Source organism: Solibacillus faecavium (assembly GCF_014836905.1).
GTDB classification, from domain to species: Bacteria; Bacillota; Bacilli; order Bacillales_A; family Planococcaceae; genus Solibacillus; species Solibacillus faecavium.
The window spans coordinates 459,324-474,296 of sequence record NZ_JACSPZ010000002.1 but is presented as its reverse complement, the minus strand read 5'-3'; the positions used below and the strand labels follow the sequence as shown (position 1 = coordinate 474,296).

The 14,973-nt window shown below is 38.3% G+C and carries 17 protein-coding genes and 1 riboswitch; of the genes, 12 read left to right on the top strand and 5 right to left on the bottom strand.

All coding sequences use genetic code 11. The features are described from left to right. Positions 1–12 precede the first annotated feature (12 nt). Positions 13–489, bottom strand: a complete 477-nt coding sequence (locus H9635_RS05845; protein ID WP_191699210.1) for an RNA polymerase sigma factor — start codon at positions 487–489, stop codon at positions 13–15. A gap of 201 nt (positions 490–690) precedes the next feature. Here H9635_RS05845 and H9635_RS05840 point away from each other — a divergent pair, with 201 nt between their 5' ends. The 7 genes from H9635_RS05840 (at position 691) to H9635_RS05810 (ending at position 5,454) form a co-directional block, all read left to right on the top strand. Further along, entirely contained in the window at positions 691–1,446 is a 756-nt protein-coding gene (locus tag H9635_RS05840; protein WP_191699209.1) for a class I SAM-dependent methyltransferase, read from the top strand. Positions 1,447–1,466: 20 nt separating this feature from the next. Continuing rightward, a complete protein-coding gene (locus tag H9635_RS05835) occupies positions 1,467–2,270 on the top strand; it encodes a GNAT family N-acetyltransferase (RefSeq protein WP_191699208.1) in 804 nt (267 codons plus the stop codon). 14 nt (positions 2,271–2,284) lie between these two features. Continuing rightward, positions 2,285–2,692, top strand: coding sequence for an acyl-CoA thioesterase (locus H9635_RS05830; RefSeq protein WP_191699207.1), 408 nt, complete (start codon positions 2,285–2,287; stop codon positions 2,690–2,692). 18 nt (positions 2,693–2,710) lie between these two features. Beyond that, positions 2,711–3,241, top strand: a complete 531-nt coding sequence (locus tag H9635_RS05825) for a GNAT family N-acetyltransferase (RefSeq protein ID WP_225231137.1) — start codon at positions 2,711–2,713, stop codon at positions 3,239–3,241. A 19-nt stretch (positions 3,242–3,260) separates the two neighbouring features. After that, on the top strand, positions 3,261–4,049 hold the full coding sequence (locus tag H9635_RS05820; protein WP_191699206.1) for a DUF2785 domain-containing protein: 789 nt from the start codon (positions 3,261–3,263) through the stop codon (positions 4,047–4,049). 228 nt (positions 4,050–4,277) lie between these two features. Beyond that, positions 4,278–4,937, top strand: a complete 660-nt coding sequence (locus tag H9635_RS05815) for a S16 family serine protease (protein WP_225231136.1) — start codon at positions 4,278–4,280, stop codon at positions 4,935–4,937. Positions 4,938–5,181: 244 nt separating this feature from the next. Then, a complete protein-coding gene (locus H9635_RS05810) occupies positions 5,182–5,454 on the top strand; it encodes a translation initiation factor 2 (protein WP_191699204.1) in 273 nt (90 codons plus the stop codon). A gap of 113 nt (positions 5,455–5,567) precedes the next feature. Here the strand turns inward: H9635_RS05810 and H9635_RS05805 are convergent, their stop codons facing one another. Together H9635_RS05805 and H9635_RS19355 are read right to left on the bottom strand one after the other, a co-directional pair. Beyond that, complete coding sequence (locus H9635_RS05805) at positions 5,568–6,080, bottom strand: YusW family protein (RefSeq protein WP_191699203.1); 513 nt, start codon at positions 6,078–6,080, stop codon at positions 5,568–5,570. Positions 6,081–6,194: 114 nt separating this feature from the next. Beyond that, positions 6,195–6,317 (bottom strand): hypothetical protein, encoded by a 123-nt coding sequence (locus H9635_RS19355; protein ID WP_263616868.1) that lies wholly within the window; start codon positions 6,315–6,317, stop codon positions 6,195–6,197. Positions 6,318–6,552: 235 nt separating this feature from the next. Further along, positions 6,553–6,739, top strand: a riboswitch (cobalamin riboswitch). Between the two features lie 159 nt (positions 6,740–6,898). Between H9635_RS19355 and H9635_RS05800 the strand changes: the two genes are divergently transcribed. The 5 genes from H9635_RS05800 to H9635_RS05780 are packed head-to-tail and all read left to right on the top strand — an operon-like array spanning position 6,899 to position 11,875. Next, positions 6,899–8,392: a cobyric acid synthase gene (locus H9635_RS05800; protein WP_191699202.1), complete on the top strand. Its 1,494-nt coding sequence runs from the start codon at positions 6,899–6,901 to the stop codon at positions 8,390–8,392. A gap of 40 nt (positions 8,393–8,432) precedes the next feature. Continuing rightward, entirely contained in the window at positions 8,433–9,389 is a 957-nt protein-coding gene (gene cbiB / locus H9635_RS05795; RefSeq protein WP_191699201.1) for an adenosylcobinamide-phosphate synthase CbiB, read from the top strand. Continuing rightward, on the top strand, positions 9,364–10,431 hold the full coding sequence (locus H9635_RS05790; protein WP_191699200.1) for a pyridoxal phosphate-dependent aminotransferase: 1,068 nt from the start codon (positions 9,364–9,366) through the stop codon (positions 10,429–10,431). Before cbiB ends, H9635_RS05790 begins: the two co-directional genes overlap by 26 nt. Continuing rightward, positions 10,415–10,951 carry a histidine phosphatase family protein gene (locus H9635_RS05785; RefSeq protein ID WP_191699199.1) on the top strand — a complete coding sequence of 179 codons (537 nt, stop codon included), beginning with the start codon at positions 10,415–10,417 and terminating at the stop codon, positions 10,949–10,951. Before H9635_RS05790 ends, H9635_RS05785 begins: the two co-directional genes overlap by 17 nt. A 42-nt stretch (positions 10,952–10,993) precedes the next feature. Beyond that, entirely contained in the window at positions 10,994–11,875 is an 882-nt protein-coding gene (locus H9635_RS05780; protein WP_191699198.1) for an NAD(P)/FAD-dependent oxidoreductase, read from the top strand. A 54-nt stretch (positions 11,876–11,929) separates the two neighbouring features. Here the strand turns inward: H9635_RS05780 and nrdF are convergent, their stop codons facing one another. Both nrdF and nrdE read right to left on the bottom strand, forming a co-directional pair. After that, a complete protein-coding gene (gene nrdF / locus H9635_RS05775; RefSeq protein ID WP_191699197.1) occupies positions 11,930–12,892 on the bottom strand; it encodes a class 1b ribonucleoside-diphosphate reductase subunit beta in 963 nt (320 codons plus the stop codon). Further along, a complete protein-coding gene (gene nrdE, locus H9635_RS05770; RefSeq protein WP_191699196.1) occupies positions 12,880–14,973 on the bottom strand; it encodes a class 1b ribonucleoside-diphosphate reductase subunit alpha in 2,094 nt (697 codons plus the stop codon). The genes nrdF and nrdE overlap by 13 nt, the downstream gene beginning before the upstream one ends.

Below are 14,973 nucleotides of genomic sequence, written 5' to 3'. Positions count from 1 at the left end.
CCCAACCCCGTTCTATAATAGATTTTTCACTTTTACTTTTAAACGTTCATAGCGTTTTCGTATTGTTGCTGGTGGTTTTTCAAAAATTTGACCAATTTCCTCAAAACTATAATTTTCAATAACACGTAATAGCAGGAGCGACCGTTCTTCAGGCTTTAAATGTCCTAGGATCGATTGGAGCTGCTCATCATCATCATGATCGAAGGTTGTTGGCGTTGCTTCCTGTTCACTAAAGGGAATGAAAGACTTTAATTTTTTCCGTTTTATTTTATTGAGACAATGAAAATACGAAATTTTATAAAGCCAGGCATTCGGATTTTCAATCGAGGCTAATTTACCGTGTTTCATCGCTTTTATAAAAACTTCCTGTACGGCATCTTCAGCGTCATATGTATTTCGTAAGAGGCTGAAACAATATTTATAAATTTTGTCATAGTACGCTTCAATGAGTTCATCCATCTCACGTATTAAAAATTTTTCATTAGTCATGATCATAGTTTTTGGCTGCAATTCAACCACTCCTTTCATAAACATAAGACAATTTAGCAATTACGAATGTGACATGATTTGGAAAATATGTATATAGAAAAAATAATGATTCAGTGATAAAATCAAAATCACTATTAAATTAGAAAATTATGTTAATAAAGAATAATTGAAATTCTCTTAAAAATAAAGGGGGGAAATCGCTTGAACAATATCATTGAAAACAACAAAAAAAGCTGGGATATCGTAGCGAAGCATTTTGCAGGGGGAGACGCGTTGCCGAGCTATGGGCCTTTAGCTCAAACAGAGGAAGAGCTGCATTTAATCGGGTCTGTTGCAGAGAAGAAGGTGCTGGAAATCGGATTTGGCAGTGGCCACTCTCTTTTATATATGAATCACAATGGAGCTAAGGAGCTTTGGGGTGTTGATTTCTCGAGTGCACAAAAAGAACTGGCGCAAACGACGTTAAATGGCATTGAGGCAACATTACATACAGCGCCAATGGAACAGGAAATTGGCTTGCCGAAAAACTATTTTGATCTCGTGTATTCGATTTATGCAATTGGCTGGTCAAGTGATTTGTCCGCAACGTTTAAACTCATACATAGCTACTTAAAAGAGGGTGGCGAGTTTGTTTTCAGTTGGGAGCACCCTTTTTATAGTCAAATAAAATGTCGGGATCATCAGTTTTTATTAACCGATTCTTATCAGCGTGAAGGATATATTGAAACGACGACATTTAAAGGGGAAGATGCGCCAATGAAAATACCTAAATATAAAATGGCGACCTTTATTAATGCATTGTTACGGGCGAACTTTGAAATTGTAGAGATTGTTGAAAGTGATATACCTGAACACGCAAAAAATGAAGAAGTAACGTATTCCGAGAGATATTATTCACTGCATAAAGCCAGTCACTTTCCTACAACGTTTATCGTAAAGGCTAGAAAACGCAGTTAATAAAATAGGGGGTAAGTATGATGATAAGAAAATTAACAAATAATGACCGCAAACTAACAATGGCACTAGTAGAAAAAAAGCCGGCAGAAAACTTATTTATTATTGGTGATATAGAGGCTTATGGAATGGAATCGGATATTCAGGAGTTGTGGGGACAATTTGAAGATGATCAGCTGATTGCGGTTTTACTGCGCTACGATCAAAACTATATTCCCTATAGCGAAGGGGACTATGATGCAGCAGGGTTCGCAGAAATTATTAATAAAAACAAAGGTCCTATTGAAATTTCGGGGTTGCAACATTTAGTCGCATCATTACGTAAATGGGTTAATCGCGGTATTCGTCGCGATAGTGAAACGTATTATGCAAAATGTACAAAATTGACGGTTCCGATTGCAGATTTGGACTTTTCAAATGTGACGTATTTACAGCCGCATGAATATGAAGAAAATATTGAAATGCTCAAGTCTATTCCTGAGTTTTCAACAGGGACATTTAGTATTGAAGGAAGAGAACGCGCGGAAAAGTTTAAAACAGGACGTACATATATTATCCACGATGAACTGGGGGTAATGGTGTCCTCTGCATCGACAACTGCTGAAAATTCTCAATCCGCCATGATCGTAGGGGTTGGAACAAGACCGGGTTACGCGAAAAAAGGGTATGCGACACACTGTATGTTAAAGCTTTGTCGAGACTTGCTTGCTGAAGGAAAATCGATTTGTTTGTTTTATGATAATCCGGCTGCAGGGCGCATTTATAAGCGAATTGGATTTGAGGATATCGGTTTTTGGTCAATGATTCGTTTTGAAGAGGAAAAATAAGGGGGACAAATATTGTGAGAACTTTATTAGCAGAACAACCAATTCAAATCAATGCCTATGATATTGATGCAATGGGCATTGTCAGTAATATTGTGTACGTGCGGTGGTTCGAGGATCTACGGATGGCTTTTTTAAATGAGCATTATCCACTAGCAGAAATGATGGCAGGGCAAATTTCACCAATTCTAATGAAAACAGAAATAGAATACAAAGCCCCTTTAACGATTTTTGATAAACCGGTCGGACGGTGCTGGATGGTGAAAATCGGGCAATCCAGTTGGGAGATGGAACTGGATATTACTACAGAAAAACATATCCATTGTACCGGCAAACAATCCGGCTGCTTCTATCATTTAGAAAAGAAAAAGGTTGCGAAAATACCGGAGCCGTTGAAAAAGCTTTTTGAAACAAGCAGTAAATAGTTTAGGAGATTGTAATAGATGACTATAAAAATTCAGCGATTTAATTCAGAAATTCAGGAGTTAACGGATTTTCTTACTAACAACGAATGGCAGTTTTTCGCGAATCCTATAGTGAATCCTACTGAAATAAAAGAAAAAGTAGCGAATGGTTATTATGAAGATGGTCGCGAAACATTTTGGATTCTAGTCGATCATGAAAAGTTTGGGCTTGTAATCATTCATGATATCAATGATTCGATTCCATTATTCGATATCCGGTTAACACCTCAAGCAAGAGGAAAGGGAGCTGGTACGCAAACTTTACGCTGGCTGCAAAACTATTTATTTGGAGAAAAAGGGAAAATTCGTATTGAAGCGTATACGAGAGCGGATAATTTACCAATGCGAAAATGCTTTTCAAAGTCGGGGTTTGTTAAAGAGGGCTATTTACGAAAAGCCTGGGAAAATGAAGATGGCACGGTTGTAGATAGCCTGTTGTATGCAGCTATTTATGACGACTGGAAAACTTGCAAAATAACACTAGTTCAACTTGATGAGGTACCTTATTGAAAGGAGAAATAATCAAGGTATGAAAGAGACACTGGAATCTATTGTAAAAAAAGAAGAAATAAATTTAGACCTAATTAATATAGACGAACTGCTCCATTTCATGATGCAAAATATCGGGAATCCGGATGCTTATTTGCGTGATGACCTAATTTATAGGGGGTCTGGCGAATTAATTCTGAATGAAAAACTAACGGTGGAACAATTAATTGTACTATTAAATACATGCATGGATGACAAGTATCTTTACTTAAATATTACGCACAACTGTCCTTCAGATGATGTATTTACACGATCTTTTTCAGCCCTTGTTATTGCGCTTATTTTAGGTAAAGATCGTGAAAACAGAAAATTGCCTGAAGCACTTATTCTAGAGACGATTCAACGGAGTGTCGATTATTTAATGCTTGAGAAGGATTACCGGGGGTTCGTCCATGAAAAAGGCTGGGCACATACGGTTGCACATGGGAGTGACTTATTAGCTGAAGCCATTGCACATCCGCTTATGAAAGATTTACATTTGTGTCATAAAGCATTGCAAAGTTTAAAAAGCTGCTTGCACACGGACTATGCTTTTATAGACGATGAGGAAGAACGCATGCTACCGGTAATTGACGCTTTACTAGACAAAGGATTGACAGACGAACAGTTGTTAGCGTGGGTAAAGGATTTAAATGAAATTGAAATAGAGGATTGGCATACGAAATACCGGTACGAATGGAATGTGAAGAAGTTTGAGGCCACATTTTTACGGCATTTATTAAAAACAAATAAATGTGTACTTACAACCAATTGGATTATTGAGGCTTAGCAGAAGGGAGATGAAAGGTTGAAACGAACTACACTAATAGTTTTGCCGTTCATTTTATACATATTGGGGTTACTGCTTTATTATTTCAACAAGATTAATATTTATCTGTTTTTTATTTTGATAATAATAGGCTTAGGAATGGCACTTTTAGGATTTTATCTTTACCGGCACAATAATAGGCAGAGGCAGATTTTTGCTGGGAGTTTTTTTGTAATATGTCTAATATGTATGTTTGAATCTCGTTTGATTAATTATGAAATCTATACTTATTTCGTAACGTCATATAATGAACCTTTTGAAATTGTTGAAGATTCAGGTATACATATACTGTCAGTGGATATCTTCGAAGCGGCCTATATTGATGATTTGGATTACTTAATAAAGACGCTAGAATTATCAAATGATAAAGAAGTATTGGAAGCGGAAATGGTAACAAATAAAATTCGTTATACTTCGAAAAATGATGAGTTATTAAGTTATATACGACCCGCGGAGAAGCATTTTGAAACGATGAAGGAAAATGTAATGGCTTATCTGCCGGGAACCTCTTCTGCTATTGAAGATTTTTTAAATAGAGAAGATTTTGAAGGTGACAGTGCAGGACTAGCCACTGTATTAAGCGGACTCGCAGAAAAAGGCAGCTTCAATAATAACGTACCGATTGCCGTAACGGGTGCGATTGACGAAGAAGGAAATGTGAAGGAAATTGGCTCGATGAAAGCTAAAATTCTGATTGCCGAAAAAAGCGGCTTTTCGCATATTTTTTTACCTGTAGAAAATGCAAAAGAGGCGAGAGAAGTAAAGGACATACACCAACTTAACATCGGAATTATTGAAGTGGCAACGGTTGATCGTGCTGTAATAGAAATAGAGAAGCTAAATACGTAAGTCTTTAGAGCGCTATGGTGTTTTTCCATAGCGTTCTTATATTTTAAATAAATGGATAAATTTAAAGCCAAAGTGCATGTACAATCGTTATATAGTCAAGTGAGGTGAAGATATGGATTTTGAACGACTTGTTCATACAGATCGAACGGCAAATTGAATAAGAATCTTTTATTTAGTGAATTTCGTTTATCCTATGCATATATTGTAATTAAAGTGACTTTACAACCGTTAATATAGGGAGGATATGCCGATTAATAATCATGGAAATAAATCCAACCAACCCTCTGATTCAACAGATATTCAGATTGCTAGACTTGCATTTATTGCAGCAACCATTACTACGCTAGGAGATGGTTTAGCAGCATTGGCTGCAGGTCTTGCTCTACAAGAATTGGAAAAATCGAACAATCAAAGTACACAACCTCAATATGATCAATCAAAACAGATGGATTCTACACAAAAGCAAATTGATTATTTAATAAAGGAACTAAAACAAATTAAAAAGATGTTAAGTTAAGAAGAAGAAAATAGTTTTAGTTCACAAAAAAAATCGAAAAGCATCATGCTAATCGATTTTTTGTGCATTATGGTAGAAGTTTTAGAGAAGATTTAACCTCTCTTTACCCACTATTATTTATTATGATGATAATGTTTTATTTCCCCGTTTTTGAATTTTACTTCAAGCTCAAAGGACTTATAGTTTTCATCGAGAGCAAATGCTTTTAGTACTTCTTTACGAACATCGTCATCACTTGTAGTTTCGTCAAATGTTAACTGTTTTAACGCATCGACAAAATTTTCGTACGCTTGATCACCTTTATACTCGATACCTTTAATTTCATCATCTAGTTCTGCATAAATATTGTTTCCATCGTTCTCATATTCAACATCATATGAATTGCGATTCGCATATTCTACGTCTAAATCAAATTCAGTAAAAGCATAATTTACATCTGCGACCTTAATTCCAGTACGTTCATTTTCATTTTCAGAGTTATTAGTGGTATTTTTGTTATTCGCTGTTTCATCAACAGTACTATTGTTACCTGTAACATCCTTATTTGTCTTTGTATCATCGTTGTTACATGCGTACAATAACCCCAACAATAAGGGCATTGTAAGTAATAATTTAAATAATTTCATTTTATTCTCTCCTTTAAAAGTGGCTTGATAACTTAATTTAAGCCTCTAATTTTTAATAAAAGTATTCCCAAATTAAAATAAGCTATCCATTTCTACTGAAATTAAAAATTTCCCTTATTGAAGGTACAGTGCAGGACTTGCCGCTGTATTAATTAGTCTTAGCGAAAACGGCAGCTTTAATAATAACGTACCGATTGACGTAACAGGTGCGATTGACGGTGAAGGAAATTGGCTCAATGAAAGCTAAAATTCTCATTGCTGAAAAAAGCTGTTTTTCACATATTTTCTTACCTGTGGAAAATGAAAAAGAGGAGAAGGAAGTAAAAAAGATGAGCAGCTTAATATAAACATTATTACGGTGGCTTCTATAGAAAATGCTGTAAAGGAAATAATTAGGCTCAATAACGACTAACCGGTATCGGGAATAGTCCTATCATTTTTTAACAGACTGTGTTATTTTTATAATAATTTAATAATTTGCAATTGATTAAGTGCTTACAGATTTTTGTAAGGTAAAAGGGAAATTAGTGAAAGACTAATGCAGCCCCCGCTACTGTAATAGCTGATGAACTCACAACAAATCACTGTCGGAATGATGGGAAGATGTGAAAGTAAAAGGAAGCTTAAGCCAGGAAACCTGCTTATTCAAACGATACTTACTTTTCGGAGGGAAAAGTATAGGCGAAACTAGTCATTGTTTTTGTGTATTTAAACACTATCCTATAATTAATTTCACATGCCTGTACCTCTTTTTCGATGAGAGGTACAGGCATTTTTAACTTTTATTTGGAGATATTTACAGTAAGGAGGAAATTTAAGTGCAGGCAATTATGATTCAAGGTACAGCATCCGATGTGGGGAAAAGTGTACTATGTACAGCACTTTGCCGCATTTTTGCAAATGACGGTTATCGTGTGGCTCCATTTAAATCACAAAATATGGCACTTAATTCGTATATTACAAAAGACGGTGGAGAAATCGGGCGTGCACAGGGGGTTCAGGCAGAAGCCGCAAAAATTGACGCAACAACGGATATGAACCCGATTTTACTTAAGCCTAAAGGGGAAATGGTATCGGAAGTGATTCTCCACGGTAAACATTATGCCAATATAGATGCGCTTAGTTATCGTGAAAATATTGTTGAAGCAGTGATGCCTGAAGTTCGTTCATCACTTGCCCGTTTGTCGGAGAGCTATGATGTTCTTGTTTTGGAAGGTGCGGGAAGTCCGGCGGAAATTAACTTAAAAAATCGGGATATTGCCAATATGCGGATGGCCCATGAAACTGATGCTGCTGTAATTTTAGTTGCCGATATTGACCGGGGTGGTGTATTTGCTTCAATTGTCGGGACGTTAATGCTATTAGATGATACGGAAAGGTCCCGTGTCAAAGGAATTGTTATTAATAAGTTTCGAGGTATGAAAGAATTGCTTAATGATGGGATCGATTGGCTGGAGGATTATACAGGTATACCTGTGCTTGGCGTAATTCCATACTTTGATGTTCAAATTGAAGCAGAAGATTCGGTCGCTTTATCCAGCCTGCGTTTTAAAAAACCGCAGCACCATGAATTTGCGATTGACGTCGCAGTTATCCGGTTTCCGCATATTTCGAATTTTACCGACATAGATCCGCTTATTGAAGAGCCGGATGTAGGTGTGCGCTTTGTTACGGCACTTAATGATTTGAAAAATCCGGATGTCGTGATTTTACCGGGGACGAAAAATACGGTGGAAGATTTTTTATGGCTTCAGCAAACCGGGTTAATGCAAGGGGTTTTACAGTTAGCGCATCAAAATGTCCGCATTATCGGTATTTGTGGAGGTTACCAGATGCTAGGTGAAATTATCCGTGATGAGCAGGCGGTTGAAAGCACGGGAGGCACATATTTAACTTTAGGTTTGCTGCCGATTGAAACAACATTTATTAATAGTAAGCAAACAGTGCAAGTTTCCGGAAGGAGCTGTACAGGTCATGAAATTGAAGGGTATGAAATTCATTTAGGGCGCAGTGTAGTAACAAAACCGTTGAAGCCTTTCATTCAATTTTATGACGGCCGGACAGATGGTGTCTTTACGGAGCAAGTATTTGGTACATATGTTCATGGGATTTTCCAAAACCGTCCGTTCACTCGCGATTATTTTAATACAATCCGTAGGCAAAAAGGGATGGAGCCTATTTTAAGTGATGTTTTATCCGATTTTGAACGCCGCGAACAAGCGTATGAAATGCTGGATCACCATGTTCGTTCTCACTTAAATATGGAGAGGATTTATTCGTTTATTTCGGAAAGGAAGATTGAAACGAAGTGAATGGATAGATAGATATTTATAAAAAAGGGGCATGGACACGATGTATTTTATTATTTGTGTAATCGCAGTGCTCATCGATTGCATTGTAGGGGATCCAAAAAAATGGACGCATCCTGTCATTTATATTGGCAACGTGATTTCGTTTTTTGAGAGGAAATGGAATAGCGGGAGTGACAATAGAAGACGGATCAATGGCTATCTAACAGTTTTTCTCACGGTAAGTATTACAACGGGCTCTGTTTTTTTTATTGTCATTCTTGCACTGAAAGTACATCTTCTTATTTGGCTAGTAGTCGAAATCTTTTTGATTAGTTTAGCACTAGCCCAGAAATCATTAAAAGAAGCGGCGATGCTCGTTTACGATTCTTTGGAAGCGAATGATTTATCCGAAGCAAGGAAATATTTAAGCTGGATTGTGGGCCGTGAGACGAATCAATTGGATGAACCTGAAATTGTAAGAGGTGTCATTGAAACCGTCTCGGAAAATACGAGTGACGGCGTGATGGCTCCGCTTATGTATGCGCTATGTTTCGGGGCAACCGGTGCATGGTGCTATAAAGCTATTAATACGTTGGACTCGATGATCGGCTATAAAAATGAACGGTATGCAGATTTCGGATTTGCTGCAGCTAAATTGGATGATGTTGCGAACTATCTGCCCAGCAGAATTTCCGGGTGGTTCCTTATTATATTTACAAAATGTGAGACGGCAAAACCTTTCAAACACCGCTATAAAAACTGGCTAAAGGATGCTAAAAAACATCCAAGCCCGAATAGTGGATATTTGGAGGCAGCTACTGCTGTTCAGTTAGGAATTCGTTTAGGCGGGTTTAATCGCTATGGCGGGGTGGAATCCTTCCGTGCTTATATGGGTGAACCGTACGAAACGATGCAAAGAATACATATTAAAAAAGCGATCCGGCACATGTATGTTTGTACTTGGTGTGTTGTGATAACAGGGGGAATATTGTATGCAATTGCCTGCACATGGGGCTAATGCGGCAGTATTATATAAAGCGATGAATTTAAAAATGCCGGATCAAGTCATCGATGTGAGCGAAAATGTCAATCATCTGGGGGTACCGAAGCTAGTAGAGCAACAGTGGCCAAACCTGTTAGAAAAAATTACTGGCTACCCGGATGAACAAGCAGAACCATTTCGATCGCAAGCAGCCGATGTACACGAAGTGGCGGCACAACACGTTGTCGTTACGAACGGTGCAGCAGAAGGGTTAATGGCTTTGGCGCAGCTTTTTAAAGGATATGAAGTAGCTCTGTTACAGCCTTCGTTTTCGGAATATGCGAGAACACTAAAACAGCAGAATTGTGTTATTCATTCTATTTTAGCTGACGATATTGAAACATATCGATTTAATGAGGAAATATTGGAGAAACAGCTGAAAGATGTCCATGCCTGCTATATTTGCAATCCGAATAATCCTACAGGCGTATTATTGAAAAAACATTGGATTGAACAGTTGATTAAAGAGTATCCCCACTGCAATTTTGTAGTCGATGAAGCGTTTATGGACTGGACCGATGAATCGGAGAGCATTGTTTCATTGGTAAACAGCTATTCCAATTTATTTGTCGTACGATCCATGACAAAAATGTATGCACTGGCAGGGGTTCGTCTCGGTTATGTCATCGGGCAACAGGCAGAAGAAATCCGTCATTATTTGCCGCATTGGAATGTGAGCGCGATTGCAAATGAAATCGGCTGTCTCTGTTTACAGGACAAGGATTTTGTGAAGGGATCTCGTGAAAAGAGCAGCAGATTACGGAGTCAGATGGTGGTGGACTTAAAATTAATTAGTTGTAAAGTGTCAAACAGTGCAGCGAATTTCTTATTGTTCCAATTACCAAAACAATATAATCCGGATGATTTTTTTACATATTTATTAGAACGGGGTATCGTATTACGCCATACAAAAAACTATGTCGGCCTGGACGGCGCATGGTTTCGAATCGCTGTCAAAAGTGAAGAAATCTGGACTAAATGCAAGGATGAAATAATGGATTATGTCAAAAATTATTAACTACTACCGTCATGGAGAAACTGTATGGAATAAAGAAGGGCGTCTGCAAGGGTGGCTTGACTCGGAATTAACGACAAAAGGAATCGATCAGGCAACGTCCGTTAACTGGAATCCGGAGATCGTATTCTCCAGTGACCTGAAGCGTGCAGTGCAAACAGCCCGTCTCATGTTTCCGGACCACACCATTCATAAAAACGAAAGTTTGCGTGAAATTAACTTGGGGCATTGGCAAGGCAGCTACATTAAGGACCTTCAACAGGATGAACAGTATTATTGCTATTTGAATACACCGCATTTATTTATGAATAAGACACAGGAATCTTTTGGTGACGTAACGAACCGAATGCTCGCATTTCACGAGTATTTGGTACAGTTACCGTATGAGCGAATTGCAGTCGTTTCTCACGGTGTTGCCATTGCCTGTTTGATTACCGCGTTTCATAAACAGCCATACAACCAGCTATGGGGTTATTTGTTGGATGGTGCTGCTTGTTTTTCAATAGAAGGGAATAGTGAATAAATACATAAAGATATTCTTGTACAGTAATAATGGGGGAGAGCAATGATTTACGATGTTTGTGTAATCGGTGGTGGTCCTGCCGGGATGTTCAGTGCATTCTATAGTGCATCTAGAAGGATGAACACAGTATTAATTGAAGGCAATCATGAACTAGGTGGTCGACTTAATTTATTTTTAGACTATGAAATTTATGATATTCCTGGTCAGTTTGGCGTTTTAGCGCGTGATTATAAACGAGCGCTGATTGAACAGTTAAAAGTAAGTAGGTCTAATTTGTTACTTGGAGAAATCGTTGAGAAAATTGAAAATAGTGACGAGTTGTTTTATGTAACGACAACACAGCAAACCATACTAGCTAAAACTATCATAGCTGCAACCGGCAATGGATTTAGTGAAGCAAAAAGAATCGAACATGCGCAAATTTCTAAAAAAATACAGTATGATCAGCCAGCTTTTAAACAATATGAGGGACCAATTGCAGTAATCGGACATACACCGATGGCAGCAGATTGGGCAATTCAGTTAATGGGTTATGGAAATGAAGTTACATTATATACCCAACAAGAGCTGAAAATACAGCCTATTTTAATGGATGGGCTTGCCAACAATAACATTCTAATTTATAAATTCTCGGAGTTTAATGACCAGGCATATGAGGCTGTCTTTTGCCATATTGGTTCAAAAAAATATACCATTGATTTCAAAGGATGCATTGCGCAAAGAGATAATGGCTTAACAAATTGTCGCGGATATTTTGTAGCAGGTGAGGCCCGCTATGAGCAAGGTAAACTGAAGCTTATACACGGCGCAACACATGATGCAATGCAAGCAGTTAATGCAGCCTTTCAATATATACATGAAGGCGCGACTTACCAACCGATAGTTTCAACACATGACCCGATTTTTAAAGAATGGCTAAAATGAACTTATTAAATAGGAAGAAACGCTATACCGGAATTTTGGTATAGCGTTTCTTTTTTAGAACTTAAACGTGTCATCGGTAATTGGGGCGACTTTAGCAACGGCATAAGTAGATCCTTTTTGACTGAAGAAATCATACGTGGATCCTGTATTAGAAATCCCGTTCATGACAATCGGGTTTACTTCCTCGTCAGGGAACATCGTATCGAGCCCCAAGTTCATGAGTGCTTTATTCGCATTGTAGCGTACGTATTTTTTCACTTCCGGAGAAAGTCCTGTTTCTGCGTATAAATCATCGGTATACTTCATTTCATTTTGATATAAATCGAGTAAATATTCATAGCCCCACAAAGTAAGTTCCTGCTGTTTTTCCGCTGTAAACGTTTTGAAAATATTCTGTGCGAAAAAGCCGACCGCTACTCCGTGGATTGATTCGTCGCGCAAGATTAAACTAATCACTTCCGCACTATTTCTTAAAACACCTTGTCCTCCTAAATAAAGAGGGTAGAAGAAGCCGGAATAGAATAGGAAGCTTTCCAACATAACCGAAGCGAACATTGCTTTCCATAAGCTTTCCGGGTCATCTTCTTTTATAGCGGTGTATACTTCGCCAATGCGATTTGCTTTATATTGAAGAAACTCATTTTTTTGCACCCATTCGAACACTTCTTCAATTTCCGTATTTGTGCACAGTGTTGTGAAAATATACGAATAAGACTTCGCATGAATCGCTTCAAACGATCCGAAAACTGTTAATACCGCTTTTTCCTGAAAATCAGGTGTATACTTAGCGATTTCATTCATCCCGATGTTCGTTTGTACCGTATCAAGCAATGTCAGTCCGCCGAACACTTTTTTGTACGTATCCTGGTGTTCGAATTCCTTCCATTGTTTTATGTCTTTACTGACCGCAATTTCTTCTGGAAACCAGATTTGCTTCCATTGCTGATCCCAAAAAATGCGTGCGAGCTCACTTGTTGGGGTATTCCAGTTGACCGCTTTATACGTTAAATTTGACATGCGACACACTCCTCAATTGTAAGTAAACGTTGGCGTACGTAATAAACGGTTTTAATTCCACGCGTCCACGCATAAATGTAGGCTTTTGCTAATTGTTCTGTGTTCCACTGGTCCGTTACGTAAAGCGTCATGGAAATGCCTTGGTCAACATGCTTTTGCGCGGCTGCGTAAAGGTCGATCAGTTCATACGGATTTACATCATAGGCTTCGGTATAAAGTTCCTCATTGTCATTTGTTAAAAATGGCATCGGATAAATTGTACGGCTGTCCGCATAGTCACGTACTTCCACACGTTCCGTAACAGGGGAGATAGAAGCCGTACAGCTGCGAATGTAGGAGATACTGCCTGTTGGAGCGATTGCCAGTCGATAAGAATGGAATAATCCATGCTCCAATACGTCAGACTTCAACTGCCGCCACATATTTTGAGTAATAATCGGTGTAGCCCCAAGTGCTTTAATCACTTCTGGTGCAAGTTCTTTTTCTTCTTTGTTTAGATAGCTTTCAAAATAAACACCGCTCGCATAATCACTTTCCTCAAATCGATAAAACGTTTCGTTCTTTTGCTTCGCAATTTCCATTGAAGCTTTTAATGAATAATAGTTCAATGCTTCCATAAATGCATCGATAAATTCGATGGACTCTTTTGAACCATAACGGATTCCACTTTGTACGAGGTGTCCATGCAAGTTCATAACACCTAATCCAACAGAGTGCATTACTTTGTTCGCTTTAGATACAGAAGGAACGTTGACGATATCTGTCATAGTTGAAACATTCGTCAAAAGACGCATCGCTGTATCGACAAGCTGACCGAAATCTTGAACTTTCGTTGCTTCATGAATGTCGATTGAACCTAGGTTACAAGAAACATCGAGGCCATATTCATTCGGCTCATTTTGATCGGTAACAACACTTGTTTGCTGGTACTGAAGTATTTCGGTACAGAGATTGGACATCTTCACACGACCGATTTCCTTTAACGGATGAGCGTTATTAACATTATCATCAAATATCTCGAACGGATAACCCGATTCAAATTGTGCTTTTTTGATTTCCGTATATAATTTCCGTGCATTTAATCGTTTCAGTTTACGGATGTTCGGATTATCCAATAGCTCGTAGTACATTTCCGTAATCGAAATTTCCGACATGCGTTTTCCGTATTCTTTATAAATGTCATAAGAACTGAATAAGACGATATCTTTATCGCGGCGCATCAGTTCAAAGAAAATATCCGGAAGAATAATCCCTGTTGAGAGTGTGGAAAGACGGATTTTGTCGTCGGCATTTGGTTTTTTGGAAGAGATGAACGCCTCAATATCTCCGTGGAAAACATTTAAGTAGACGACTCCTGAACCATTTCGTTGACCAAGCTGATTCGAATAAGAGAACGAGTTTTCCAGCAGTTTCGCAACTGGCATAACTCCACTCGCACGGTTTAATATCCCTTTAATTGGATCACCTAATGGACGCAGATCGGTTAAGTTTACTCCGACACCGCCTCCTAATCGGGAAAGCTCTAGGCAATAGCCGATGTTTTCAGCGATTGAGTTCATCGTATCGTCCATCGTCAGCTTAAAGCATGATACTAGTTCGCCACGCGCTTTTTTCCCGCTGTTAAGAGCAGTTGGTGTTGCCGGCTGATAGGCAGTCATGACCGCTTCAATGGCCTTTTCCGCCAATGCTTCATCACCTTGTGCTAAATAAAGGGCAATAATAACTATTCGGTCTTCATATTTTTCAAGAATTTCTTTCCCGTCTCTGCTTTTCATCGCATAGCTATCGTAAAATTTCGAAGCACTCATAAACGAGGGGAAACGGAATTTGTACGAATATGCTTTTTTGTACATCCGTTTAATAAAGTCCATAGAGTACATTTCAAGAAATTCCTTTTCATAATAGCCTTCATCAACTAAATAGCGTACTTTTTCCTCAATATCGATAAAGTAGCGCAAACGGACATTGACGTCTTCCAGGAAATAGCGGCGTGTTGCTTCTTTGTCTTTTGCTAGGTCTAGTTCACCGGTAGCACGGTAACGATTTAATATGTCATTGTTTAATTTTAAATATTGTTTCAT

Excerpts from the sequence above, each read along its gene's own strand:
- nrdF (WP_191699197.1), bottom strand. The coding sequence starts at position 12,892 with ATGTCAAATTTAACGTATAAAGCGGTCAACTGGAATACCCCAACAAGT.
- cbiB (WP_191699201.1), top strand. The coding sequence starts at position 8,433 with ATGTATTTTATTATTTGTGTAATCGCAGTGCTCATCGATTGCATTGTA.
- H9635_RS05790 (WP_191699200.1), top strand. The coding sequence starts at position 9,364 with ATGCAATTGCCTGCACATGGGGCTAATGCGGCAGTATTATATAAAGCG.
- H9635_RS05835 (WP_191699208.1), top strand. The coding sequence starts at position 1,467 with ATGATAAGAAAATTAACAAATAATGACCGCAAACTAACAATGGCACTA.
- nrdE (WP_191699196.1), bottom strand. The coding sequence starts at position 14,973 with ATGAAACAATATTTAAAATTAAACAATGACATATTAAATCGTTACCGT.
- H9635_RS05780 (WP_191699198.1), top strand. The coding sequence starts at position 10,994 with ATGATTTACGATGTTTGTGTAATCGGTGGTGGTCCTGCCGGGATGTTC.
- H9635_RS05805 (WP_191699203.1), bottom strand. The coding sequence starts at position 6,080 with ATGAAATTATTTAAATTATTACTTACAATGCCCTTATTGTTGGGGTTA.
- H9635_RS05815 (WP_225231136.1), top strand. The coding sequence starts at position 4,278 with ATGTTTGAATCTCGTTTGATTAATTATGAAATCTATACTTATTTCGTA.
- H9635_RS05845 (WP_191699210.1), bottom strand. The coding sequence starts at position 489 with ATGACTAATGAAAAATTTTTAATACGTGAGATGGATGAACTCATTGAA.
- H9635_RS05825 (WP_225231137.1), top strand. The coding sequence starts at position 2,711 with ATGACTATAAAAATTCAGCGATTTAATTCAGAAATTCAGGAGTTAACG.
- H9635_RS05810 (WP_191699204.1), top strand. The coding sequence starts at position 5,182 with ATGCCGATTAATAATCATGGAAATAAATCCAACCAACCCTCTGATTCA.
- H9635_RS05820 (WP_191699206.1), top strand. The coding sequence starts at position 3,261 with ATGAAAGAGACACTGGAATCTATTGTAAAAAAAGAAGAAATAAATTTA.
- H9635_RS05785 (WP_191699199.1), top strand. The coding sequence starts at position 10,415 with ATGTCAAAAATTATTAACTACTACCGTCATGGAGAAACTGTATGGAAT.